Here is a 22,735-nt window from a genome sequence, read left to right as displayed (position 1 = left end):
CCCCTATTCCCGGAACCGACTCCAGTCACTGGCCACATTCCCCGTGATATCGGCGGCCTCTCCTGGGCTGCCGGCTGGCCTTCGCATGTCCGGCGCTTTCACATCAAAGGGCAAAGCCCTTTCCACCGCCACACGGCGCAGGAATACCCGCACCGCATCCGAAACGGTCAACCCCATGGCGGCCAGTGCCTCCGTGGCCTGGTCCTTCGTCTCCACATCGATGCGGACATGAAGCATGGTACTGGGCATGGCAGGCTCACTTAAGGAAATTGAGATACATTGTATCTCAATCGGTATCATTTGGATACAGGCCCTGTTCCCAGGGCGGGATGCCATGGAAGGCAGCGGCCAGGAAGTCCACCATGACCCGCACCTTGGCGCTGAGATGCCGGCGGGAGGGATAGACGGCCAGCACATCGATATCCGGCAACCGGAAACCGGGTAGCAGCGGCACCAGCCGCCCGTCGCGCAGCTCCGGGCCGATCAGGAAAGTGGGTTGCCAAATGATGCCCGCCCCTTCCAGCGCCGCGACGCGCGCCGTATCGCCATTGTTGGTCAGCATCGCGCCATTCACCCGCACGGCATGTTCGCGGCCCTCCCTATCGGTCAGGCGCCATTCCTCCGCCATCGCCGCCTGGGTGTAGATAAGGCAACGATGCTGCGCGCTGCCCAGGTCGGCGGGGACCTGCGGATGCCCATGGCGAGCCAGATAGGAGGGGGAGGCGCAGACGATATTGCGCGATACGGCCAGCCGGCGGGCCACATGGCTCTGCGATCCGGCGCGGGAGATGCGAATGGCCAGGTCGTAGCCTTCCTCGACAATGTCCACCACCCGGTCGATCAGCGACACGTCGAGCAAAACGTCGGGATAGCGTTCCATGAAGCGTGGCCAGAGCGGGGCCATGTGCTTGATGCCGAAACTGACCGGCACATTGATGCGCAACCGCCCGCGCGGCCGCACCGCCGCCGCGCCGGCCAGCGCCTCCAGCTCCGCCACCTCGTCCAGGATGGCCCGGCCCCGGTCGAACAGGGCCTGTCCCGCCTCCGTCAGCGATATGCGGCGTGAGGTACGGTTGAGCAGCCGCGTGCCCAGATATCCCTCCAGTTCCGCCACATAGCGGGTGACGTTGGCGGGCGAGGTGTTCAGCGCGTCCGCCGCCTTGGCGAAGCCGCCCTTGCCCACCACGGAAACGAAAACCTCGAACGCGCGCAGCCGATCCATGGGTAGGTCTTTTATTCATAAAAACTGAATGATCAAACCATTTTCGCGCCATCGATGAAAGCAATCATGTGAGTTAGGGTTCAACCATCAACGGCGCCGATGAGGGCGCCTGACCAACCCGGAGGACCCGAACATGAACCGCTTGCAGAACAAAGTCGCCATCGTCACCGGCGCCAGCGCCGGTATCGGCCGCGCCACCGCCCGTCTTTTCGCCGCCGAGGGCGCGAAGCTGGTCGTCGCCGCCCGCCGCCAGGCCGAGCTGGACAGCCTGGTCGCCGAAATCCAGGCCGCCGGCGGGGAGGCCGTGGCCCTGGCCGGTGACGTGCAGTCCGAGGCCTTCAACAAGGCCCTGGTCGATCTGGCCGTCAGCCATTATGGCAAGCTGGACATCGCCTTCAACAATGCCGGCACGCTGGGCGCCATGGGCCCGACCGACACGATCGAGGCCGATGCCTGGAACCAGACCCTGGCCATCAACCTGACCAGCGCCTTCCTGGGTGCGAAGTACCAGATCCCGGCCATGGGGGCCGGTGGCTCGGTGATCTTCACCTCCACCTTCGTAGGCTATAGCGGGGCCTTCCCCGGCATGGCCGCCTATGCCGCCAGCAAGGCCGGCCTGATCGGCCTGACCCAGGCGCTGGCCACCGAGTACGGCCCCAAGGGCGTGCGGGTGAATGCCGTGCTGCCGGGCGCGGTGGAGACGGAGATGTACCACACCGCCAACGACACGGCCGACAAGCAGGGCTTCATCAATAATATGCATGCCCTGAAGCGGGCCGGGCAGCCCGATGAACTGGCCAAGGCCGTGCTGTTCCTGGCGTCCGATGACAGCAGCTTCGTCACCGGCACCGCCAGCCTGGTCGATGGCGGCCTGTCGGCGGCGCGGGCTTGATCGGGTGTTTCGCTTAAGACCAGTTCCCGATGAGTTTGACTCAACGGGAACTGGTCCAGCGGCGACCGCCGCCGCGCCGCACATGCGGCGTAGCCAAGCTGCCGGATGGTAGCGCCGGCGATTGAGGTCGGTGATCGCTTGCGATCACCGAGCCTTAGTATAACAAGCCCGGCCGTGCTATCACGGCCGGGCTTTTCCCGTTCCAGAGCCTTGCCATGCCCGAATTGCCCGAGGTGGAAACCGTCCGACGCGGCCTTGCCCTGAAGCTGGAGGGGCGGCGGCTGGCACAGGTGGATCAGCACCGGCCCGATCTGCGCTTCCCCCTGCCCAAGGATTTCGCCAAACGGCTGACCGGGCGCCAGATCCTGTCGCTGGACCGGCGGGCGAAATACATCCTGATCCGGGTGGAAGGCGGGCTGGTCTGGATGATCCATCTGGGCATGTCGGGCAGCATGGTGGTGAAGCCGGGCCCGGCCCCCGCCCCCGGTGCCCATGACCATCTGGTCTTCCATACCGATGATGGCTGGGTCGTCACCTATAATGACACCCGCCGCTTCGGCTTCATGGACCTGTTCGATGAGGCGGGGATGGAGGCCCATCCCATGCTGGCGGCCTTGGGGCCGGAACCGTTGGGCAACGGGTTCCATGCCGGGGGCCTGTCGGCCCGGCTGCGCGGGCGGGCCGCCCCCATCAAGGCGATGCTGCTGGATCAGAAGGTCGTGGCCGGCCTGGGCAATATATATGTGTGCGAGGCTTTGTTCCGCGCCGGCATCCACCCGACCCGCAGCGGCGACAGCGTGGCCGGGGCCGATACCGAACGGCTGGTCCCCATCATCCGCGACGTGCTGAACGACGCCATCGCCGCCGGCGGCTCCACCCTGCGCGACTTCGTGCAGTCCGATGGGGAGCTTGGCTATTTCCAGCACAGTTTCCAGGTCTATGGACGGGAAGGCGAAACGTGCGCCCGCTGCGGCAGCGACCCGGCCGCCACCGGCGGCATCCATCGCATCACCCAGTCGGGCCGCTCCACCTTCTTCTGTCCGCAGTGTCAGCGCTGAAACAGCCGTTCCGGTCACGCTCGTTTGGGGCGTGAATCAGGCGGTGAAATGGGGTATCGAGAAGGAATGAAGCACCTGCTCCGGGGGCTGCGTGCCCCGCTCACCGCCACCCTGATCGCGCTGGCCGTTTCCATGCCGGTCACGGCACTTGCCGCCTTCGTGCCGGGGACGGAGGATGTGCCGCTGGCACCCGGTCTGGCGGCGGTGGCCGATGACGCGCTGGTCTTCGACAATCCCACCGGCCGCATCGTGCAGGCCGTGGCCACCGGCGCCAACGATGCCGACACCGTCACCCGCTTCTATGCCGAAACCCTGCCGCAGCTTGGCTGGGCGCGTGGCGGTGACGGGCGCTGGACCCGTGCCGGCGAGGTGCTGGATATCGCCATCGCCATGGATGCCACCAGCCGCCGCCTGACCGTGCGGTTCCAATTGTCACCCAAGGGCAATTGACGCAACCCAGGGCAAACAAGGGATGGGGTATCCAAATCAAGCGACACCCCATATACACATCATTACTGTTCGCGATCTTGGACTCCACGGCCCAACGACTCGGACAGGACTCTGGCAAACCCCATGGGGAGATGGCCAGACAAGCAAGTTTCGTATGGGCGCCTTGCCCGCACCCGCTTGACGGGGCGGTGGGGCCCCTGTATAAGCGCCGCTTCCTACGGCACATCCATGTCCCGCGTAAAGGTTTCCTATGGCCAATCATAAGTCCGCTGAGAAGCGCATCCGTCAGACCGCCACCCGGACTGAGGTCAACCGCGCCCGCGTCAGCCGCATCCGCACCTTCCTGAAGAAGGTCGAGACCGCCATCTCTTCCGGCAACAAGACCGCCGCTGGCGAGGCTTTCAAGGAAGCCCAGCCGGAGCTGATGCGCGGCGTGAGCAAGGGCGTGCTGCACGCCAACACCGTCTCGCGCAAGCTGTCGCGCCTGTCGAGCCGCATCAAGGCCCTGGCCTGATCACTGGCTTGCCGTAAGGAACCCGCGCGGTGCGATATCGCCCGCGCGGTTTTCTTTGTCGCCACGGGATCGGGTCCGCCAAAGCCTGTCGTCCGCCGATTTTGAAATCAGCTTGCGAACGATTTTTGCTTTTTTCGGCGTTCCCTTTTCGGTCCCGTTGCGACTCTTCCGCGGCCCCTCTAGCATCCCTCGTCCGCCGTTCGGCGTGACAAATGGAAGTGATGCAGACGGGTGTAGTCGCGCTTGGATTGCAATCCAAGTTAGCGTGCGGATAATGGATGCCAAGAAGCATCCCAGTTCCGGCCCCCGCCGGTTGGCTGCCATTTCTTAAAATGAGACCTGTACGAAGGGGGTATCCCGCAAGGGAACGTCCGTTGTTACGGTTTTGTGTTTCCGCAACCATTCCCATTACCCACTATAGGGGTGAACCGAAAGAGGAATGGGCGGGTCGGGTACCGGGTGGGGACGGTGCCAATGGCGACATTGGCCCACGACATGGGGAGGGGGCTGTCTGATCGGTTGATACCGGTGGGATGGTTTTTGATAACCGTGGACCGGACGGGTCTGCGGATGGGGTGGCATTGCCACCGGTTACGGTTGAACCATGTTGCGGAAAGCGCGCCACCGTGATTGCGGGACGTGCTGCTGTGAAGTTGGGCCTTGGGGCGGGGAGCAACGGTCGAATGTCGGTGCAGGGTTCGCTGGATCAACAGTGGGCGCGCGTGCGGGGCCGCTTGAAGGACGAGGTGGGGGAGACCGCCTATCGTTCCTGGCTGAAGCCGCTGACCGTCGGCACGCTGGATGGCGGGCAGCTGCGCATCCTGGTGCCCACGCGCTTCATGCGCGACTGGATCCGCACCCATTATGCCGACCGTATCCGCGCCCTGTTTTCCGGTGAGAATCCCGGCGTGCAGTCGGTGGAGATCGTGGTGGCCAGCGCCGCCAAGCCCGAGCTGATCGCCGCCGCCAATGATGCGCCCGTGGCCGCGACCGCCGTAGCCGCGACCCGCGTTCCGGAACCCGTCACCGAACTGGTGATCGAGCCGACACCGACCCTGACGGTGGTGGAAGACCGCACCGACGAGATGTCGGCGCCGCTGGACCCGCGCTTCACGTTCGAGAATTTCGTGGTGGGCAAGCCGAACGAGCTGGCCTTCGCCGCCGCCCGGCGCGTGGCCGATGCGCAGGCCGTGCCCTTCAACCCGCTGTTCCTTTATGGCGGCGTGGGCCTGGGCAAGACCCACCTGATGCATTCCATCGCCTGGGCCATCCGCAAGAAGGACCCGTCGCGCCGGGTGATCTATCTCTCGGCTGAGAAGTTCATGTACCAGTTCATCCGGGCCCTGCGCTTCAAGGACACGATGGCCTTCAAGGAGCAGTTCCGGTCGGTCGATGTGCTGATGATCGACGATGTGCAGTTCATCTCCGGCAAGGACAGCACGCAGGAAGAATTCTTCCATACTTTCAACGCCCTGGTGGACCAGAACCGCCAGGTGATCATCAGCGCCGACAAGAGCCCGTCGGACCTGGAAGGCATGGAGGAGCGGCTGCGCTCCCGCCTGGGCTGGGGCCTGGTGGCCGATATCCATCCCACCACCTATGAGCTGCGCCTGGGCATCCTGGGCCAGAAGGCCGACCGGATCGGCGCCAAGGTGCCGCCCAAGGTGCTGGAATTCCTGGCCCACAAGATCACCAGCAATGTCCGCGAGCTGGAAGGTGCGCTGAACCGCATCGTCGCCCATGCCGAACTGGTGGGCCGCGCCATCACACTGGAATCCGCCCAGGACGTGCTGCACGATCTGCTGCGCGCCAGCAACCGTCGCGTGACGATCGAGGAGATCCAGAAGAAGGTCGCCGAACATTTCAATATTCGCCTGGCGGATATGAGCAGCGCCCGGCGCGCCCGCGCCGTGGCCCGGCCCCGGCAGGTGGCCATGTATCTGGCCAAGCAGCTGACCCAGCGCTCGCTGCCCGAGATCGGCCGCAAGTTCGGCGACCGCGACCACACCACCGTCATGCATGCCGTCCGCAAGGTGGACGAGCTGTGCGGCACCGACCCGGCTTTCGCCGAGGATGTCGAGCTGCTGCGCCGCATGCTGGAAGGGTGATGTCACCTTTCCGTCACCCTGTGCCCCCTTGCCATCGTTGATCCGGAATGTTTCCCTCATGGAATCGCCGTAGGGAAATGCCGGGAGCGCGCATGATGCTGGGACGAATGTCCCGTTGGATGGCGATCGCCTGGCTGGCACTGGTGCCGGCCCTGACCGTTTCGGGTGCGGAGCCCGAAGTGGTGCGCGTCTCCGACTGGCGCGGACCGGGAGATGATGTCGAGCGGCCCGACTATTTCCACGATCTGTTCCGCCGCCTGATGGTGGAGACCGCGCCGCGCTATGGTGCGGTGAGGGTGGAGACGGTGAATGACCGGTTCAGCCAGGGCCGCCTGTTGGCCGAACTGAAGGCCGGCCGCATCGACGTCACCTGGACCGGTACCAATATCGAACGGGAAAAGCAGGGCCATCCCATCCGCATCCCCATCGATATGGGATTGATCGGCCAGCGCGTGCCCATCATCCGTGCCACCGACGCTGCGGCCTTCGCGCAGGTGCGCAGCGTGCAGGACCTGAAACGCTTCACCGCCTGCCAGGGGGCGCAATGGCCCGATGCCGATGTGCTGGCGGCCAGCGGCCTGCCACAGGTGACCAATGTCTATTTCGACCAGCTTTACGCCATGCTGCGCGCCGGTCGCTGCGATTATTTCGCCCGCGGCCTGGCGGAGGTGGCGGGCGAATTCGAAACCTATGGCGGCCCCGACCTGATGGTGTTCGACAAGCTGGTCGTGGCATATCCGATGCCGGTCTATTTCTACGTAGCCCCAAACCTGGACACTCTGGCCCGCCGGCTGGAGGAGGGGCTGCGCGCCATGCTGGCCAGCGGGGAGTTGCGGCGCATGCTGTCCACCCATCCGTCCACGCGCGGTGCCTTCCCGCTGGAACGGTTCAACGACGCCACCATCATACGCCTGCCCAACCCCAACCTGCCACCCGCCACGCCCCTGTCGGACCCCACCCTGTGGCTGAGCGTCGGTCGCACGGGCCAGGGTCCGTCCTGATGGTGCTTGCGTCCGTCCGGACCCTGAACGATTATCGAACATCCGGAACCCGACCACCCGCCGCACCCACCTTGTCCGCCCGCCCGACCCCGCCAGCCGCCAAGCGGCCCCCTGCCGGCGCCCCCGATCCGGGCGCTTCGCTGCTGGCTGCCGTCACCGCCTTTTCGGCGCAGAATAGGCGGCAGCAAGCGGTGCTGGTGCAGCAGGTGGTGCGCGCCTGGTGGCAGGCGCTGGACACAGGCCTGGACCTGACGCCCCCGCCCGTCCTGCGCGGACAGGCGAGCCTGGATGCCGGCGTTGCCGCGTCCGCCCGTGACTATGGCGAGGAACTGGCGTCCCTGCCCGTGACGCAGGTGGCCGACCGTATCGGCGCCCTGCATGCCGGCCTGATGCCGGGGGAGGAACGGGCCAGGCACGGCGTCTATTACACACCCCCTGCCCTGGCCGCCCGATTGGTCGATCTGGCCGAAGAAGGCAAGGTTGATTGGGGTACGGCGCGCGTGCTGGATCCCGCCGCCGGCTGCGGCGCGTTCCTGGTGCCGGCGGCCCTGCGCATGGCCAAGGCGTTGAAGGGCGTGGAGCCGGCGCTGGCCCTGCGGTCCATCGCCACCCGCCTGCGCGGGCTGGAACTGGACCCGATGGCCGCCTGGATATCGGGGGTGATGGTAGAGGCGGCGTTGCTGCCCCTGGTCCGGGCTGGTGGGCAGCGTCTGGCCCCCTGCCGGGCCGGCGATGCGCTGACCGCCCCCGCAGCATCGGAATATGATCTGGTGATCGGCAACCCGCCCTATGGCCGCCTGACCCTGGCACCGGAGGTGCGCGCCCGTTTCGCGCGCAGCCTGTATGGCCATGCCAATCTCTATGGCATGTTCATGGATCTGGCCGTGCGCTGGACCGTGCCCGGCGGGCTGATCGCCTTCCTCACCCCGTCCTCCTTCCTGGCGGGGGATTATTTCAAGCATCTGCGCCGCACCTTGTCGGACATGGCCCCGCCCGTGACCCTGGACTTCGTCGATGAACGCAAGGGCGTGTTCGACAATGTGCTGCAGGAGACGGTGCTGGCCACGTACCGCCGCACCGGCGGACGCAGGAAGCGGCCGGAACGCGCCCTGGTCAACATGATCCGCGCCGGCGATGGCGGCGGCGGACTGACCATCGTCGGCTCCGGGTATTTCACCCTACCGGACGAGCCGACGGCGCCCTGGATTCTGCCCCGCCATGCCAGCGAGACCGGGTTGGCCACGCGATTGCGTACCCTGGATTGCCGGCTGGCCGACTGGGGCTATCGGGTGGCCACCGGGCCACTGGTCTGGAACCGCTACAAGCCGCAAATATCGGACAAGCAGGCCAAGGGGGCCGTTCCCCTTGTCTGGGCAGAGTCTGTCACACCCGACGGCCGCTTCGCCTATCGCTGTGAGAAGGCCAACCACAAGCCCTGGTTCCAGCCGGCCTTGAAGGGCGATGAATGGCTGCTGACCCGCCGGCCGTGCGTGCTGTTGCAGCGGACGACGGCCAAGGAACAGGCCCGCCGCCTGATCGCCGCCGAAATGCCGGAAAGCTTCCTGGCCAGACATCCGCGCGGGGTGACGGTGGAAAACCACCTGAACATGCTGCTGCCCCTGGACGAGCGGGTGCCGCCCGTGCCCCCCGCCGTGCTGGCCGCGTTCCTGAACAGCCGGGCCGCCGACCGCGCCTTTCGCTGCATCTCCGGCTCCGTCGCCGTGTCGGCCTATGAGCTGGAGGCCATGCCTTTGCCCAACCCGGCGGCACTGAAGGAGTTGACCGCGCTGGTAACAGCGGGTGCGTCACGCGAACGGCTGGACCAGGCCGCCGACCGGCTGTACGGGATCGGCTGATGACCCTGCCCGCCTTGCTGGACCGGGCGGAGGCGGCCCGCCGCCTGCGTCTGATCTTCCCGGAAGGCACGCCGGATCGGGACAAGTGTGTGCGCGATGCCGCCGCCGCGACCGTGGCCGCCTTTCTCTATATCGGTGCCGTGGAAGGGGCCGATATCTGGCTGAACCCCGTGCATGTGGTGCGGCTGGGCGATACGCGCATGCTGTTCTACGCCGACCCCGCGTCGCGCGCCGATTATGCCAAGGCCCCGCGCGCGACGGGGGAGCGCTGGTATCAGGATAACAGCCGCGAACAGGTGCGGGACGAGGTGATCCGCCAGGGCCTGATCCCCAATGGCGCCGTCATCGAACGGCCGGGCGTCCCCACCACCTCCTCCAAGCCGCGCTATGCCCTGGCCGCCCCCTTCGCCGCCCTGTTCGACCCGGCCCTGCAGGGCCATGCCCTGGCCAGTGCCGCGAAGAAATGGGCGGATGAGACCCTGAACCCCATGGCCCTGGCCCGCATCGTCAGCTTGCGTGGCGCCGCCGACCGTGACGGAGCGGATGTGCTGGTGCGCTTTCCCAATGGGGAAACGCGGTTGCTGGCCCCCGGCCCGTCCAGTCGCATCGCCCGGGCCGTGGTGGAGCAGTTCGCGCCGCGCTTCCTGGCCGATCCGGTGGTGCTGTGGCTGTCGGAAAGTGCCGCCAAGGTGGCGGCCCGCGACGAGGGCTGGATCAGGAAGCTCCGCCTGCGCATCACGCCCGACCGCACCCTGCCCGACATCATCCTGCTGGACCGGGGGAAAAGTGCCGCCGACCTGATGCTGGTGTTCGTGGAGGTGGTGGCGACCGACGGTCCCGTCACCGAACAGCGCGCCCGCGCCTTTCTGGAAATCGCGGCGGAGGGTGGGTTCGATGCATCCCGCGTGGCCTGCATCACCGCCTTCCTGGACCGTGACCGGGCGGAGGTGAAGAAGGCCCTGCCCTCGCTGGCTTGGGGCGGCCATGTCTGGTTCGCCTCGGAACCCGACCGGCTGGTCCGGCTGCTGCCGGAGCCCGGCAAGCTGGCAGGGATGGCGTAGGGCGGGTATCCTCCGCCCGATCACCACCACCGGACCCGCACCATGACGCTTTCCATCCCCCGCCTGATCGGCCATCGCGGTGCCGCCCGCCACGCGCCGGAGAACACGCTGGCCGGCATGCGGGAGGGCGCCCTGCAGGGAGCCTTATGGGTGGAATTGGATGTGAAGCTGACGCGCAACGGCGTGCCCATCCTGATGCATGACGATGATCTGGACCGCACGACCAATGGCCATGGTCCCGCCGCCGCGATGGATTTCGAGGATATGCGTCGCCTGGATGCCGGATCCTGGTTCGGCGCGGAATTCCGGGGTGAACGTGTGCCCACATTGGCGGAGGCCATCCAGGCCGCCCAGTTGCTGGACATCAACCTGAATCTGGAGATCAAGCCCTGTCCGGGACGCGATGAACAGACGGCGGGCATCGCCCTGTCGCTGGCCCTGACCCTGTGGCCCGCCGACCGGCCGCCGCCGCTGGTTTCCAGCTTTTCGGTGGAAGCACTGGAGATGGCGAAGATCGTCGCCCCGCATTGGCCGCGGGGATATCTGATGGATGAGGAGCCGACGGACTGGGCCGCCATCGCCGACCGGCTGGAGGCCACCACCATCAATATCAACGCGAAGCGGCAAAGTGCCGACAGCATCAAGGCGTTCCGCGCCACCGGCCGGCCCGTCCTGGCCTATACGGTGAACGAGGCGGAACAGGCCCGCCAGCTGTTCCAATGGGGCGTGGCCGGGGTCTTCACCGACACGCCCAAGGGGCTCTATCAGGGGCTGACCGGCAAAAGCTGAAACAGAAGAAGCCGCAGCGCCCGAGCGCTGCGGCTTCTTCTTTCATCGGGTAACCGGCTTGTACCATCAGGCCGGCGACTGCCGGCTTAGCACTCTCATGGGCGCGTGAGTCAAGCCCGCGGATGCGGGCGCCCGGCGCCTGAGGGAACACGAAACAAATCAGGCGTTGCCCTGGGCATCGCCGATCTCGCCCTGCTGGGCCAGGACCTGGCGGCGATACAGGTCGACGAAGTCCAGCGGCTGCAACAGCAGCGGCGGGAAGCCGCCCTGGGCCGTGACGTCGGCGATGATCTGGCGGGCGAAGGGGAACAGCAGGCGCGGCCCTTCGATCAGCAGCACGGCGCGCTGCGTGTCGGCCGGCAGCGGCGGCAGGGTGAAGACACCGGCATAGACCAGCTCGGCGATGAAGGCCGTGGCCTCGCCCACCGTGGCTTCGGCGCGCAGGCGGATCTGCACTTCGGCGACATTGTCGGCCAGACCCTGGGCCTGGAGGTCGACCTGCAGGTCGATCTTGGGCTGCTCGCTGGCGCCGGTCAGGATGCGCGGCGCGTTCGGGTTCTCGAACGACAGGTCCTTCACATATTGCATATTGACGACCAGCGGCGGCACCGGGCCTGCGGACTGGGCTTCGGCGGCGTCTTCGGCCTGGTTGACCGTCTCGTCGGACATCTGGAACTCCGGAAAAAAGCGTGAAGGGTTTGGCGCGGGACCTAGCACGGAATAGACCCGTTCGGCAACCGGCCCCGCGCCGTCCCCCTTACTCCCGCCCCATGGTGACAATCGCCTGGAACCCACCCAGGATCAGGCGCCGTGCATCGAATGGGATGTCTTCGGGGGCCACATCCATGCGCGGGTCCCCGTGCATCCTCGCCTCCGCCGCGTCCAGGGTGGCCTTGTCGGGCCAGATTTGCCAGCAGAAGACGATCCTCTCCCCCTCCTGCGCCGCCACGGCCCGCCTGAAATCGGTCTGCTTGCCTGAAGGCACATTGTCTTCCCAGGCATCGACCGTTTCCAGGCAGCCATATTCCTTGAAGAAGGCGGCACTGCGTTCCGCCCAGCGCCGGTAATCCTCCATCCTCTCCTCCGGCACGGGGATCACCAGGCCGCAGACATACATGGGCGGTCTCCGTCAGGCCGTTTGCGGGCGCAGGATGCGGGCCATGGCCAGCCCGGCCAGCGCCCAGCCCGTCACGTCGAAGGCGGCGTAATAGAGGAAGAATCCCCAGGGCATCTGGTACCAGATCGGCTCCGAAAGCCGCCCGGCGAACCCGATCAGCAACCCCGCCCCGACCACGAAGGCCCAGCGGTCGCGGAAGCCCGGCAGCGGCCCGCCGGCCCGCAGATAGAGCCAGCCGATCAGCAGGGCCGAGACGAAGAAATGCAGAAAGCCCATGCCCATGACGCCGGGGTCCATGAAGCCCGCCCCGGCATTGCGGTAATGGATCATCGCCACCGGGCCGGCGGCATAATCGGCAATGGTCCGCGCCGTGATCTCCGGCGTGCTGTCATCATAGGCCGGCGACATGTAGGTGCCCGATGCCAGCTTGGCATCCACGAAGGCCGCGATGCCCGGCTTGGCCGCATCCGGCAACGATTGCAGCGACTGTTTGACCAGCGGCGAGATGCCGAACCAGAAGAAGCCCCAGAAGAACAGGATGAAGGCGGCCGCCAGTGCCGCAAGCCCCAGACGCTTGATCATGTCGATACCCCCTGTCGGTCGATCTTTATGGTTAATGGTTGTCCCGCCAGCCTAAGGCCGATCGCGGGCGGCGACCAAGGGGGTGCAGGGCCGGCCATGGAGTTGTCTCCATGCAATGGCATGGCTTGACAAGTGCCGGCCGGCGGGATTTAACCGTTGCCACGTGGTGATTTGGTGACCGGATTGCAGGCCACGTCTTAAAGAAGCTGCTAAAAGGTCGAAGCCATGGATTGGACGCCGTGCAAGGCGCGACCAGGGCCTCGATCGAACCGGTCGAAGGCTTTGAAGGACCATGGCGATGAGCGACCTGCCCGACGATTTAAATTCCGCCACCCTGCTGGTGCATGGCGGCACCCGCCGTTCCCAGTTCGAGGAGACGAGCGAGGCGATCTTCCTGACCTCCGGCTTCGTCTATGGCAGTGCCGAAGCGGCAGAGGCCGCCTTCGCCAATGACGGTTCGCGCTTCGTCTATTCCCGCTTCCGCAACCCCACCGTCGCCATGTTCGAGGATCGGCTGGCACAGTACGAGGGTTACCCACGCTGCTTCGGCACCGCGTCCGGCATGGCCGCCGTCCATGCCGCCGTGTTCGGCCTGCTGAAGGCCGGCGACCGGCTGGTGGCCAGCCGCGCGCTGTTCGGTTCCTGCCTCTATATCGTCAGCGATCTCGCCAAGCGCTTCGGCATCGAAAGCGTGATCATCGACGGCACCAGGCCGGAAGAGTGGGAAAAGGCCCTGTCGGTACCCACCAACCTGGTCTTCCTGGAAACGCCCAGCAATCCCTGCCTGGAGGTGGTGGACCTGGAACATGTGGTGCCGCTGGCGCACAAGGCCGGGGCCCGCGTCGTGGTCGACAATGTCTTCGCCACGCCCGTCCTGCAAAAGCCGAAGAAGTACGGCGTGGATATCGTCGTCTATTCGGCCACCAAGCATATCGACGGCCAGGGCCGTTGCCTGGGCGGTGCGGTACTGTGCGATGACGAGGTGGCGGCCCTGATCGCCCCCTTCCTGCGCCACACCGGCCCGGCGCTGAGCCCCTTCAACGCCTGGACCCTGCTGAAGGGCATGGAGACGCTGGAACTGCGGGTGAAGGCGCAGTCGGCCTCGGCATGCAAGGTCGCCACCTTCCTGGAGGCCCATCCGGCGGTGGAGCGTGTGCTCTATGCCGGGCTGGACAGCCATCCGCAGCGGGCCCTGCTGAAGAAGCAGATGAGCAGCGGCAGCAACCTGATCTGCTTCCACCTGAAGCCGGTGAATGGCGATGCCAAAGCCGCCGCCTTCGCGACGCTGAACGGGCTAAAGATCGTCAAGATCTCCAACAATCTGGGTGATTCGAAGAGCCTCGCCACCCATCCGGCCACCACGACGCACCAGCGCCTGACGGTGGAGGAAAAGGCCATCCTGGGCATCGGCCCCGGCACCATCCGCCTGTCGGTGGGGCTGGAGGATGCCGACGACATCATCGCCGACCTGAAGCATGGTCTCGACAGTCTGGTCTAAGGGCGACCGCCCGCCGGCGCGGAGTGGTTAATCCTCCGCGCCACCCCATTTATGCACCCGTGACCGGCATTCGGCCCGTGTGACCCGGCGCTTCATGTGGTAGGGATAGCCATCCGGCCGCCCATATCCAGGGGGTCGGGCCTGGTGCTTCATGGATGGAACTGGTCAGGCCATGACGATGATGAGCGGCACCCCGGCGATTGTGCCGGAGGTGGGGCGGAGCCCCGATCCGGTAGCAGGCGCCAGGCGCCTGCTGGCCCGATTGCGCGACGTCATGGCCGGCAGCGGGTCGGCCCAGGACCGTCTCGACAAGATCGTCATGACCATCGCCCATGAAATGGCGGCGGACGTCTGCTCCTGCTATGTCATGCGCGCGGGCGAGGTGCTGGAACTGTTCGCCACCATCGGTCTGAACCCCGACGCCGTGCACAAGACCCGCATGCGGGTGGGCGAGGGTCTGATCGGCGATGTGGCCGCCCATTCCCGGCCCATCGCGCTGGCCAATGCGCCCAGCCATCCCAATTTCGCCTATCGCCCGGAAACCGGCGAAGACCCGTTCAACGGCTTCCTGGCCGTGCCCATCCTGCGCGGCGGCCGCGTGCGCGGCGTGCTGGCCATCCAGCACAAGGATCGCCGCGATTATGACGAGCAGGAGGTGGAGACGCTGCAGACCATCGCCATGATCGTGGCGGAACTGGTCGTGGCGGGCGAGTTGGTGGACAGCCGCGAGCTGTCCATGGTCAACGACCTGGTGCTGCTGCCGTCCCGCGTGGAGGGCACCAGCCTGAACCGCGGCGTCGGCATGGGCGTGGCCGTCCTGCACCGGCCACAGCTGACCATCCGGCAGATGGTGGCCGATGATCCGGATACCGAACTGGCGCGGCTGAAGGAAGCCGTGACCAGCATGCATTCGGCCATCGACCAAATGCTGATCGCGGTGGGCGAGTCCGACAGCGAACATGCAGAGATCATGCAGACCTATCGCATGGTCGCCGCCGACCGCGGCTGGCTGAACCGCATCCGCGAGGCCATCCGGTCCGGCCTGACGGCGGAAGCCGCCGTGCAGCGCGTGCAGGACGACAATTCCACCCGCATGGCGCAGGTGGCCGATCCCTATATCCGCGACCGGTTGCTGGACCTGAACGACATCACCAACCGCCTGTTGCAGCATCTGGCCGGCAAGCCCGTCGTGGCCACGGGCGGCACCCTGCCCGACGAATTCGTGCTGGTGGCTCGCAATCTGGGTCCGGCCGAACTGCTGGATTACGACCGCCGCCGCCTGCGCGGGCTGGTGCTGGAGGAAGGGTCGGCCTATTCCCATGTCGCCATCGTGGCGCGTGCGCTGGACATCCCCGTCGTGGGCCAGGCGGCCGACATATTGCGCCGCGTGGAGCCGCTGGATTTCCTGATCGTCGATGGCGATAACGGCCAGGTCTTCGTGCGCCCTGCCGACGATATCCAGGCCGTCTTCGTGGCCAGCCTGGCCGCCCGCCAGCGCCGGCAGGCCGAATATGCCAAGCTGCGCGACCTGCCCGCCGTCACCCGTGACGGGCAGGATGTGAAGCTGATGCTGAATTGTGGATTGCTGATCGACCTGCCGCATCTGGTCAGCACCGGGGCGGACGGGGTCGGGCTGTACCGCACCGAAATCCCCTTCATGGTCCGCCCCTCCTATCCCGATGTGGCGACCCAGCTGGACAATTACACCAAAGTCCTGGCGGAAGCCGGCGACCTGCCGGTGAATTTCCGCACCCTGGATGTCGGCGGGGACAAGGCCCTGCCCTATTTCCCGGAACTGGGGGAAGAGAACCCGGCACTGGGCTGGCGCGCCATCCGCATCGGGCTGGACCGTCCGGCCATGCTGCGCAAACAGCTGCGCGCCATGCTGCTGGCGGGTGCCGGCCGCGACCTGCGCATCATGTTCCCCATGGTGGCCACCGTGGCGGAATTCGTGCAGGCTCGCCGCATCCTGGATTTGGAGGTCAAGCGCCTGAAGAATGCAGGCCAACCGGGCCCGCGCGACCTGAAGGTCGGCGTGATGATGGAGGTGCCGGCTCTGCTGTTCCAGTTGGACGCGCTGCTGCCGCTGGTCGATTTCATGTCGGTCGGATCGAACGACATGTTGCAGTACCTGTTCGCCAGCGATCGCGGCAATCCCATGCTGAACAACCGCTACGACCTGCTGTCGCCGGCGCTGCTGCGCGTGCTGAAGATGCTGGTAGAGAAGTGCGACGCGGCCGGCGTCACCCTGTCGCTGTGCGGGGAGATGGCCAGCAAGCCGCTGGAGGCCATGGCCTTGCTGGGCGTCGGCATGCGCCATCTGTCCATGTCCGCCCCCGCCTTTTTCGAGGTGAAGGGCATGCTGCGCACCGTACATGTGGCGGAAGTCGCGGCCTATATGGACCGGCTCTATCACCTGCCGGTCCGCAGCCTGCGCCCGCACCTGCGCGCCTATGCGGCCGATCATGGCGTGCTTCTGGGGTAACCCCTTTCCCTGGCCGGGCGGGTTGCGCCTCCGGCGGGCGGTTGCTAAGACAAGGGCTTGCGGCGAAGGCCAGGCCGGCGGGGAATGATGGGCGACCAGTACGGACGACAGCACGACATGCGCGACCTGCGGAACGGCGGAGGCACCACGGTTCCGGAAACGGAGGGCACCCCGGTGCCGGCCGGCCCGCGCCATGTGGGCGAGGCGCTGAAGGCGCGGCGCGAGGCGTTGGGCTATGCCCTGCCCGATCTGGCCGCCAGCCTGCGCATCCGCCTGAACTTCCTGGAAGCGATCGAGGAGGGGCGCTGGGCCGACCTGCCGGGCCATGCCTATTCCACCGGCTTCCTGCGTTCCTACGCCCAGATTGTGGGGCTGGACCCCGGTGCCGTACTGCTGCGGTTCAAGCAGGATGCGGCGGGGCATGAGCCGGCACCGGAACTGTATTTCCCCGAACCGGTGAATGAAAGCCGGGTGCCCGGCGGTGCCGTGCTGCTGATCGCGGCCTTGCTGGCCGTCGGCGTCTATGGCGGCTGGTACGTGCTGTCGGCATCCGACCGATCGGTGGGCGATCTGGTGCCCGCATTGCCGGAACGGCTGTCCAAGCTGATCTATGGCGATGGCACCATCCCGGAACCGCCGCCCGTTCAGACCCAGGTGCTCAATCCCGGCCAGGTGGAAGCGCTGGTGGAGGGGTCGTCCCCCTCGGCGCCGGAGGTAGGGTCGACCACCACCGCCACTTTGCCTTCCCCCCCTGCCCCGGCTGGAACGGACGCCCCCCTGCCCGCCACCGACACCACGCCCGTGGCCCAGGGCCCGGCGACGGAGGAGGATAGCGAGGTTCCCCAGCTTCCCGACCTTGGTCAGGCCCCCGCCCCCGCCCCGGCCGCCGAGCCGGTGACGCCCGACGTGGAGCCGGTGGCCGCCGGCGAGGCGCCGGCCGCCCCCGCCGGTCCTGCCGCCAATGCCGCACCGGCCCCGGTGGAGAATGTGGTGCCCACGGGCCGCGTCTTCGGTCAGGCCGACGGCAAGGTGCGCGTCACCATCCGCGCCGTTGAAGATAGCTGGATCGAGGTGCGCGACGCCAAGGGCACGCTCTGGGCCTCGCGCGTCCTGCGCCGCGGCGACCTGTTCAAGGCACCCGACGTGCCCGGCATGGTGCTGAACACCGGCAATGCCGGCGGTCTGGTGGTCAGCCTTGACGGCCGCGACCTTGCCCCGCTGGGGGCGAAGTCCCAGGTTATGCGCAGCGTGCCGCTGGCGCCCGAGGCGCTGGCCGCACGGTAATGCGGATCATCTCGCGCCGAAGCCTGCGGGAGCATTGGGAAAAGCCGGGACGGGGCGATAGCGAGGCGCCGCTGACCGACTGGTACAACATTGTCCGGCGGGCCGATTGGGCGGATACTGCCTCCGTAAAGGCGCAGTTCCGGTCCGCCTCCTTCGTGGGCGACCGCATCGTCTTCAACATAGCGGGTAACAAATATCGTCTGGTGGCGAGCATCGACTATCGCTACCGGACACTCTATGTGAAGTGGGTCGGCACACACGCCGACTATGATCGCATCGACGTCAGGGAGGTCTGAGGCATGGAAATCCGTCCTATCCGCTCCGACGACGATCATTCGGCGGCACTGGCCGAGATCGACCGTCTGTGGGGTACCGCCCCCGATACGCCGGACGGGGCGCGGCTGGAAGTGCTGCTGACCCTGGTGGAAGCCTATGAGGAGGCCAGCCACCCGATCCCGCCCAGCGACCCGGTCAGCGCCATCCTGTTCATGATGGAACAGCGCGGCCTCGGCCCAGGCGATCTGGAGCCGATGATCGGCCGGGGACGGGTAATGGATATCCTGAACCGCCGCCGCCCCCTGACCTTGACCATGATCCGGCGACTTTCCGCCGGGCTGCACATTCCGACCGATATCCTGGTGCGTCCCTATCCGGTTTCCCGCGCCGCCTGACCCCCAGAGAAGCGACCTTCCAGCATCATGAGCAACCACGACGCCGCCGCCCATCGCCCCTGGCGCCAGATCATGCGCCGCAAGTCCCGCCAGGTGCGGGTGGGTTCCGTACTGGTGGGCGGTGACGCGCCGATCACCGTTCAGACCATGACCAACACGGTCACGGCCGATGCCAAGGCGACGATCGAGCAGATCCGGCGGATCGAGGAGGCAGGGTGCGACATCGTCCGCGTCTCCTGCCCCGATGAGGAGAGCACGGCCGCCATGCCGGAGATCGTGCGGGCCGCACAGATCCCCATCGTCGCCGACATCCATTTCCATTACCGCCGCGCCATCGAGGCGGCGAAGGCCGGCGTGGCCTGCCTGCGCATCAATCCCGGCAATATCGGGTCGGCGGAACGCGTGCGCGAGGTGGTGCAGGCGGCACGGGATTACGGGTGCTCCATGCGCATCGGCGTCAATGCCGGCAGCCTGGAACGCGAGTTGCTGGAACGCTATGGCGAGCCCTGCCCCGATGCGCTGGTGGAAAGCGCCCTTACCCACGCCAAGATTCTGGAAGACCACGACTTCCGGGACTTCAAGATCTCGGTCAAGGCGTCCGACGTGTTCATGGCCGTCGCAGCATATCAAGGGCTGGCGGAAGCCTGCGATTATCCCCTGCATATCGGCATCACCGAGGCCGGTGGATTGCGCGCCGGCACGGTGAAATCCTCCATCGGCCTGGGCATGCTGCTCTGGTCGGGCATCGGCGACACGATCCGCGTCTCCCTTTCCGCCGATCCGGTGGAAGAGGTGAAGGTCGGGTACGAGATGCTGAAAAGCCTGGGCCTGCGCCGCCGGGGCGTCACCGTCATCTCCTGTCCGTCCTGTGCCCGCCAGCAGTTCGACGTGATCAAGACGGTGGAGGTGCTGGAGGAACGGCTGGCCCATATCACCACGCCACTGACGGTCAGCGTCATCGGCTGCATCGTCAATGGCCCGGGCGAGGCCACCATGACCGATATCGGCTTCACCGGCGGCGGCAAGGGCACGCATCAGGTCTATCTGGGCGGCCTGCCGGCCCACCGGCTGAAGGATGAGGGCATCGTCGACCATCTGGTGAAGCTGGTCGAGGCCAAGGCGGCAGAGATCGAGGCGGCGAAGGTTTGACCCCTCACACCACCTCCTGCTGCTTGGCCCACAGCGCCGCATAGGCCCCGCCCAGCGCCAGCAGGGCCGCGTGGCTGCCACGTTCGGCGATGCGGCCGGCTTCCAGCACGATGATCTCGTCGGCATCCACCACGGTGGACAGGCGGTGGGCGATGACCAGGGTGGTGCGGCCGCGCGCCACGTCGCCCAAGGCCGCCTGGATTTCCCGCTCCGTATGGGTGTCCAGCGCCGATGTCGCCTCGTCCAGGATCAGGATGGGCGGGTCCTTCAGCAGGGTGCGGGCGATGGCCACGCGCTGCTTCTCCCCACCCGACAGCTTCAGCCCGCGTTCCCCCACCATCGTGTCCCAGCCATCGGGCAGGGCCTTGATGAAATCCAGGATTTGCGCCGCCTCGGCCACGCGCTCCAGCTCCGCCTGCTCCGCACCCGGCCTTCCATAGGCGATGTTATAGCGGATCGTGTCGTTGAACAGCACCGTGTCCTGCGGGACGATGCCGATGGCACCGCGCAGGCTCTCCTGCGTCACGCCCCGCACATCCTGCCCGTCGATCAGGATGCTGCCGGCCGTGGTGTCGTAGAAGCGATAGAGCAGGCGTGACAGGGTGGATTTTCCGGCCCCCGTCGGCCCGACCACGGCCACCGTATGGCCGGCCTGGATGGTGAAATCCAGCCCCTTCAGGATGGGCCGGCGGGTGTCATAGGCGAATTCCACACCCTGGAACCGCACCTCACCTCCCTGCGTGGCCAGGGCCGGCGCGCCGGGGGCGTCCTGCACCTCGCGGTTCACGGCCAGCAGTTCGAACATCCGCTCCATCTCGTTCAAGGATTCCTTGATGCCGCGATAGACGAAGCCGAAAATGTTCAGCGGCTGGTAGAGCTGCAGAAGATAGGTGTTCACCAGCACGAAATCGCCGATGGTCAGGCTGCCCTGGATGATGCCGTCGGCCGCCATCCACATCACGGTAACCACGCCGACCGCGATGATGATTCCCTGGCCGACATTCAGCAGCGACAGAGACGACTGGGTGCGCACGGCGGCATTCTCATAGGCCAGCAGCGCCTTGTCGTATCGCCGCGCCTCGAACGCCTCGTTCCCGAAATATTTGACCGTCTCGTAATTCAACAGGCTGTCGATGGCCCGGGCACTGGCGCGGGTATCGGCATCCAGCATGTCGCGGCGGATGCGGGTGCGCCAGTTGGTGACAGCGATCGTGTACCAGATATAGCCGGCCACGGTGCCGAAGGTGACGGCAGCGAAGCGGATATCGAACAGGTGCCAGAGGATGCCGGTGACCAGCACGATCTCCAGCAGGGTCGGCAGCACGTTGAACAAGGACGTGCCCAACAGGCTGTCGATGGCCTTGGTGCCCCGCTCCACCACCCGGCTCAAGCCCCCCGTCTGCCGTTCCAGATGGAAGCGCAGCGACAGGGCATGCAGGTGCTGGAAGACGTTCAGGGCGGCCACCCGCATGGCCCGCTGGCTGACCCGTTCGAAGATGGCGTCGCGCAATTCCCCGAAGGCCAGGCTGAGCACGCGGGCCAGCCCATAGGCCAGGATGAAGCCCACCGGGATCGCAATGGCCGGGTTGGTGGCCACACCACCACCGGCGGTCAGGGCATCGACGGCCCCCTTGTACCAGACGGGGATGGAAACGTTGGCCGCCTTGGCCGCCGCCAGGAACAAGAGTGCTGTCACCACCCGCACCTTGATCCCGGTCTGCCCCGCCGGCCAGAGATAGGGCAGAAGCTGGCGCAGCACCTGCCCATCGGACAGGCGCTGGGTCTTGGCAAGGGAAGTGTCCTGGCCGGAAGGGCGGTCGTGACGGCGCATGATGGTCCGGGATTTGGGGAGGCGCGGGGGTGGGAAGGGATGATATGGCTGGAACCGCAGGCAATGACAGCGCGGTCACTCGTCATGGCTGCCATCCGACCTTGAGCGCGCTTTATTCCGTCATCGCTTCTCCCTTATCCTAACTCCCCTTTCATGGAGGTCGCCCGCGCATGCCGCCTTTGCCCGACCGTGCCACCGCCTTCTGGACGCTCGCCCCCGGCAAGGGGGCCTTATGCCAGCAGGAACTGCCGGAACCGCTGGCGGGCGATGTGCTGATCCGGACCCTGGCCAGCGGCATCAGCCGGGGCACCGAGTCGCTGGTGTTCCGCGGCGGGGTGCCGGCGGAGCTGCAGCCCATCATGCGTTGCCCCTTCCAGGACGGGGATTTCCCCGGACCCGTGAAGTACGGCTATGCCCTGGTCGGCATCGCCGAATACGGCCCCGCCAATCTGGCCGGCCGCCGCGTCTTCTCCCTGCACCCGCACCAGGATGTGGCCGTGGTGTCGGTGGAGGGCTGTCGCCCCGTACCCGACAATGTGCCCACCGAACGCGCTGTGCTGGCCGCCAATATGGAGACCGCGCTGAACATCCTGTGGGATGGCGGGGCGGCTCCCGGTCAGCGTATCGCCGTGGTCGGCGGCGGCATTGTCGGCGGGCTGGCAGCATATCTCGCCGCTCGCATGCCGGGGGCGGAGGTCACCCTGGTCGATATCGATCCCGCCCGCGCCGAGATGGCCAGCACCTTCGGTGCCCGCTTCGTGACGCCGGACCAGGTGGAGACCGGCGATTGTGACCTGGTCGTCCATGCCAGCGCCACCGGTGAGGGCCTGAACACCGCCCTGCGTCTGGCGGGGCAAGAGGCGACGGTGGTGGAGGCGTCCTGGTATGGCGACCGGCCCATCACCCTGTCGCTGGGCGGCACGTTCCATCCCGGCCGGCTGCGTATCATCTCATCGCAGGTGGGCAAGGTGTCACCCGCCTTCCGCCCGCGCTGGACCCTGTCGCGGCGCCTGGACAAGGCCCTGTCGCTGCTGGCCGACCCGGTTCTGGATATGCTGCTGGGCCCGCGCATCGATTTCGTCGATCTACCCAGGGCCATGGCGGAACTTTCCACCCTGCCCTTCGGTTGTCCCGTCGTCCGCTACCAGCGCTCCGTTCCCTGAAAGG

Annotated in this window: 22 protein-coding genes and 1 riboswitch; of the genes, 16 read left to right on the top strand and 6 right to left on the bottom strand. The window is 66.6% G+C overall.

Translation table 11 applies throughout. The features are described from left to right. Positions 1 to 3: 3 nt before the first annotated feature. Together ACM9HJ_RS08370 and ACM9HJ_RS08365 are read right to left on the bottom strand one after the other, a co-directional pair. Positions 4 to 249, bottom strand: coding sequence for a type II toxin-antitoxin system RelB/DinJ family antitoxin (locus ACM9HJ_RS08370; protein ID WP_416571252.1), 246 nt, complete (start codon positions 247 to 249; stop codon positions 4 to 6). A 37-nt stretch (positions 250 to 286) separates the two neighbouring features. After that, entirely contained in the window at positions 287 to 1,222 is a 936-nt protein-coding gene (locus ACM9HJ_RS08365) for a LysR family transcriptional regulator (RefSeq protein WP_416571251.1), read from the bottom strand. Between the two features lie 133 nt (positions 1,223 to 1,355). On the opposite strand from ACM9HJ_RS08365, the gene ACM9HJ_RS08360 reads away from it, so the two are divergent. The 9 genes from ACM9HJ_RS08360 to ugpQ all read left to right on the top strand — a co-directional run bounded on the left by ACM9HJ_RS08360 (position 1,356) and on the right by ugpQ (position 10,951). After that, positions 1,356 to 2,114, top strand: a complete 759-nt coding sequence (locus tag ACM9HJ_RS08360) for an SDR family oxidoreductase (protein ID WP_416571250.1) — start codon at positions 1,356 to 1,358, stop codon at positions 2,112 to 2,114. A 215-nt stretch (positions 2,115 to 2,329) separates the two neighbouring features. Next, the gene (gene mutM / locus ACM9HJ_RS08355) at positions 2,330 to 3,172 is read left to right on the top strand and encodes a bifunctional DNA-formamidopyrimidine glycosylase/DNA-(apurinic or apyrimidinic site) lyase (protein ID WP_416571249.1); all 843 of its coding nucleotides are present in this window, start codon (positions 2,330 to 2,332) and stop codon (positions 3,170 to 3,172) included. Positions 3,173 to 3,238: 66 nt separating this feature from the next. Continuing rightward, positions 3,239 to 3,622, top strand: a complete 384-nt coding sequence (locus ACM9HJ_RS08350; RefSeq protein ID WP_416571248.1) for a hypothetical protein — start codon at positions 3,239 to 3,241, stop codon at positions 3,620 to 3,622. Between the two features lie 250 nt (positions 3,623 to 3,872). Then, entirely contained in the window at positions 3,873 to 4,136 is a 264-nt protein-coding gene (gene rpsT, locus ACM9HJ_RS08345; protein WP_416571247.1) for a 30S ribosomal protein S20, read from the top strand. A gap of 683 nt (positions 4,137 to 4,819) precedes the next feature. Beyond that, positions 4,820 to 6,244, top strand: a complete 1,425-nt coding sequence (gene dnaA, locus ACM9HJ_RS08340) for a chromosomal replication initiator protein DnaA (protein WP_416571246.1) — start codon at positions 4,820 to 4,822, stop codon at positions 6,242 to 6,244. A gap of 107 nt (positions 6,245 to 6,351) precedes the next feature. Continuing rightward, positions 6,352 to 7,245, top strand: a complete 894-nt coding sequence (locus tag ACM9HJ_RS08335; protein WP_416571245.1) for a substrate-binding periplasmic protein — start codon at positions 6,352 to 6,354, stop codon at positions 7,243 to 7,245. Then, entirely contained in the window at positions 7,245 to 9,101 is a 1,857-nt protein-coding gene (locus tag ACM9HJ_RS08330; protein WP_416571244.1) for an HsdM family class I SAM-dependent methyltransferase, read from the top strand. The genes ACM9HJ_RS08335 and ACM9HJ_RS08330 overlap by 1 nt, the downstream gene beginning before the upstream one ends. After that, positions 9,101 to 10,162, top strand: coding sequence for a BsuBI/PstI family type II restriction endonuclease (locus ACM9HJ_RS08325; protein WP_416571243.1), 1,062 nt, complete (start codon positions 9,101 to 9,103; stop codon positions 10,160 to 10,162). Before ACM9HJ_RS08330 ends, ACM9HJ_RS08325 begins: the two co-directional genes overlap by 1 nt. Positions 10,163 to 10,204: 42 nt before the next feature. Continuing rightward, entirely contained in the window at positions 10,205 to 10,951 is a 747-nt protein-coding gene (gene ugpQ, locus ACM9HJ_RS08320) for a glycerophosphodiester phosphodiesterase (RefSeq protein ID WP_416571242.1), read from the top strand. A gap of 159 nt (positions 10,952 to 11,110) precedes the next feature. Here the strand turns inward: ugpQ and secB are convergent, their stop codons facing one another. The 3 genes from secB to ACM9HJ_RS08305 all read right to left on the bottom strand — a co-directional run bounded on the left by secB (position 11,111) and on the right by ACM9HJ_RS08305 (position 12,650). Further along, on the bottom strand, positions 11,111 to 11,620 hold the full coding sequence (secB, locus tag ACM9HJ_RS08315; protein WP_416571241.1) for a protein-export chaperone SecB: 510 nt from the start codon (positions 11,618 to 11,620) through the stop codon (positions 11,111 to 11,113). A gap of 88 nt (positions 11,621 to 11,708) precedes the next feature. Next, complete coding sequence (locus tag ACM9HJ_RS08310) at positions 11,709 to 12,068, bottom strand: DUF1428 domain-containing protein (RefSeq protein WP_416571240.1); 360 nt, start codon at positions 12,066 to 12,068, stop codon at positions 11,709 to 11,711. Positions 12,069 to 12,080: 12 nt separating this feature from the next. Next, complete coding sequence (locus tag ACM9HJ_RS08305; protein ID WP_416571239.1) at positions 12,081 to 12,650, bottom strand: hypothetical protein; 570 nt, start codon at positions 12,648 to 12,650, stop codon at positions 12,081 to 12,083. A 153-nt stretch (positions 12,651 to 12,803) separates the two neighbouring features. Then, positions 12,804 to 12,883, top strand: a riboswitch (SAM riboswitch). A 59-nt stretch (positions 12,884 to 12,942) separates the two neighbouring features. On the opposite strand from ACM9HJ_RS08305, the gene metZ reads away from it, so the two are divergent. From metZ to ispG, 6 genes are all read left to right on the top strand, one after another. Beyond that, positions 12,943 to 14,148 (top strand): O-succinylhomoserine sulfhydrylase, encoded by a 1,206-nt coding sequence (gene metZ / locus ACM9HJ_RS08300; protein ID WP_416571238.1) that lies wholly within the window; start codon positions 12,943 to 12,945, stop codon positions 14,146 to 14,148. Between the two features lie 181 nt (positions 14,149 to 14,329). Beyond that, positions 14,330 to 16,633 carry a phosphoenolpyruvate--protein phosphotransferase gene (gene ptsP, locus ACM9HJ_RS08295; RefSeq protein WP_416571342.1) on the top strand — a complete coding sequence of 768 codons (2,304 nt, stop codon included), beginning with the start codon at positions 14,330 to 14,332 and terminating at the stop codon, positions 16,631 to 16,633. A 117-nt stretch (positions 16,634 to 16,750) separates the two neighbouring features. Further along, on the top strand, positions 16,751 to 17,917 hold the full coding sequence (locus ACM9HJ_RS08290; protein ID WP_416571237.1) for a helix-turn-helix domain-containing protein: 1,167 nt from the start codon (positions 16,751 to 16,753) through the stop codon (positions 17,915 to 17,917). Next, positions 17,917 to 18,213 carry a type II toxin-antitoxin system HigB family toxin gene (locus tag ACM9HJ_RS08285; protein WP_416571236.1) on the top strand — a complete coding sequence of 99 codons (297 nt, stop codon included), beginning with the start codon at positions 17,917 to 17,919 and terminating at the stop codon, positions 18,211 to 18,213. The genes ACM9HJ_RS08290 and ACM9HJ_RS08285 overlap by 1 nt, the downstream gene beginning before the upstream one ends. A 3-nt stretch (positions 18,214 to 18,216) precedes the next feature. Beyond that, positions 18,217 to 18,588: a helix-turn-helix domain-containing protein gene (locus ACM9HJ_RS08280; RefSeq protein WP_416571235.1), complete on the top strand. Its 372-nt coding sequence runs from the start codon at positions 18,217 to 18,219 to the stop codon at positions 18,586 to 18,588. A 27-nt stretch (positions 18,589 to 18,615) separates the two neighbouring features. Beyond that, positions 18,616 to 19,737, top strand: a complete 1,122-nt coding sequence (gene ispG, locus ACM9HJ_RS08275) for a flavodoxin-dependent (E)-4-hydroxy-3-methylbut-2-enyl-diphosphate synthase (RefSeq protein ID WP_416571234.1) — start codon at positions 18,616 to 18,618, stop codon at positions 19,735 to 19,737. Positions 19,738 to 19,741: 4 nt separating this feature from the next. Here ispG and ACM9HJ_RS08270 read toward each other — a convergent pair whose 3' ends face one another. Then, positions 19,742 to 21,568, bottom strand: a complete 1,827-nt coding sequence (locus ACM9HJ_RS08270) for an ABCB family ABC transporter ATP-binding protein/permease (protein WP_416571233.1) — start codon at positions 21,566 to 21,568, stop codon at positions 19,742 to 19,744. A gap of 170 nt (positions 21,569 to 21,738) precedes the next feature. Between ACM9HJ_RS08270 and ACM9HJ_RS08265 the strand changes: the two genes are divergently transcribed. Then, positions 21,739 to 22,731 (top strand): zinc-dependent alcohol dehydrogenase, encoded by a 993-nt coding sequence (locus ACM9HJ_RS08265; protein WP_416571232.1) that lies wholly within the window; start codon positions 21,739 to 21,741, stop codon positions 22,729 to 22,731. Positions 22,732 to 22,735: the final 4 nt, after the last annotated feature.

The sequence above is a fragment of the Niveispirillum sp. KHB5.9 genome, assembly GCF_048066115.1.
Taxonomy (GTDB): domain Bacteria; phylum Pseudomonadota; class Alphaproteobacteria; order Azospirillales; family Azospirillaceae; genus Niveispirillum.
The sequence above is the reverse complement of the archived record's forward strand: the minus strand, read 5'-3'. Positions and strand labels throughout refer to the sequence as shown.

What these genes read in the sequence shown, in the direction of transcription:
- ACM9HJ_RS08370 (WP_416571252.1), bottom strand. Translation starts at nt 249, where the DNA reads ATGCCCAGTACCATGCTTCATGTCCGCATCGATGTGGAGACGAAGGAC.
- ACM9HJ_RS08365 (WP_416571251.1), bottom strand. Translation starts at nt 1,222, where the DNA reads ATGGATCGGCTGCGCGCGTTCGAGGTTTTCGTTTCCGTGGTGGGCAAG.
- ACM9HJ_RS08360 (WP_416571250.1), top strand. Translation starts at nt 1,356, where the DNA reads ATGAACCGCTTGCAGAACAAAGTCGCCATCGTCACCGGCGCCAGCGCC.
- mutM (WP_416571249.1), top strand. Translation starts at nt 2,330, where the DNA reads ATGCCCGAATTGCCCGAGGTGGAAACCGTCCGACGCGGCCTTGCCCTG.
- ACM9HJ_RS08350 (WP_416571248.1), top strand. Translation starts at nt 3,239, where the DNA reads ATGAAGCACCTGCTCCGGGGGCTGCGTGCCCCGCTCACCGCCACCCTG.
- rpsT (WP_416571247.1), top strand. Translation starts at nt 3,873, where the DNA reads ATGGCCAATCATAAGTCCGCTGAGAAGCGCATCCGTCAGACCGCCACC.
- dnaA (WP_416571246.1), top strand. Translation starts at nt 4,820, where the DNA reads ATGTCGGTGCAGGGTTCGCTGGATCAACAGTGGGCGCGCGTGCGGGGC.
- ACM9HJ_RS08335 (WP_416571245.1), top strand. Translation starts at nt 6,352, where the DNA reads ATGTCCCGTTGGATGGCGATCGCCTGGCTGGCACTGGTGCCGGCCCTG.
- ACM9HJ_RS08330 (WP_416571244.1), top strand. Translation starts at nt 7,245, where the DNA reads ATGGTGCTTGCGTCCGTCCGGACCCTGAACGATTATCGAACATCCGGA.
- ACM9HJ_RS08325 (WP_416571243.1), top strand. Translation starts at nt 9,101, where the DNA reads ATGACCCTGCCCGCCTTGCTGGACCGGGCGGAGGCGGCCCGCCGCCTG.
- ugpQ (WP_416571242.1), top strand. Translation starts at nt 10,205, where the DNA reads ATGACGCTTTCCATCCCCCGCCTGATCGGCCATCGCGGTGCCGCCCGC.
- secB (WP_416571241.1), bottom strand. Translation starts at nt 11,620, where the DNA reads ATGTCCGACGAGACGGTCAACCAGGCCGAAGACGCCGCCGAAGCCCAG.
- ACM9HJ_RS08310 (WP_416571240.1), bottom strand. Translation starts at nt 12,068, where the DNA reads ATGTATGTCTGCGGCCTGGTGATCCCCGTGCCGGAGGAGAGGATGGAG.
- ACM9HJ_RS08305 (WP_416571239.1), bottom strand. Translation starts at nt 12,650, where the DNA reads ATGATCAAGCGTCTGGGGCTTGCGGCACTGGCGGCCGCCTTCATCCTG.
- metZ (WP_416571238.1), top strand. Translation starts at nt 12,943, where the DNA reads ATGGCGATGAGCGACCTGCCCGACGATTTAAATTCCGCCACCCTGCTG.
- ptsP (WP_416571342.1), top strand. Translation starts at nt 14,330, where the DNA reads ATGAGCGGCACCCCGGCGATTGTGCCGGAGGTGGGGCGGAGCCCCGAT.
- ACM9HJ_RS08290 (WP_416571237.1), top strand. Translation starts at nt 16,751, where the DNA reads ATGCGCGACCTGCGGAACGGCGGAGGCACCACGGTTCCGGAAACGGAG.
- ACM9HJ_RS08285 (WP_416571236.1), top strand. Translation starts at nt 17,917, where the DNA reads ATGCGGATCATCTCGCGCCGAAGCCTGCGGGAGCATTGGGAAAAGCCG.
- ACM9HJ_RS08280 (WP_416571235.1), top strand. Translation starts at nt 18,217, where the DNA reads ATGGAAATCCGTCCTATCCGCTCCGACGACGATCATTCGGCGGCACTG.
- ispG (WP_416571234.1), top strand. Translation starts at nt 18,616, where the DNA reads ATGAGCAACCACGACGCCGCCGCCCATCGCCCCTGGCGCCAGATCATG.
- ACM9HJ_RS08270 (WP_416571233.1), bottom strand. Translation starts at nt 21,568, where the DNA reads ATGCGCCGTCACGACCGCCCTTCCGGCCAGGACACTTCCCTTGCCAAG.
- ACM9HJ_RS08265 (WP_416571232.1), top strand. Translation starts at nt 21,739, where the DNA reads ATGCCGCCTTTGCCCGACCGTGCCACCGCCTTCTGGACGCTCGCCCCC.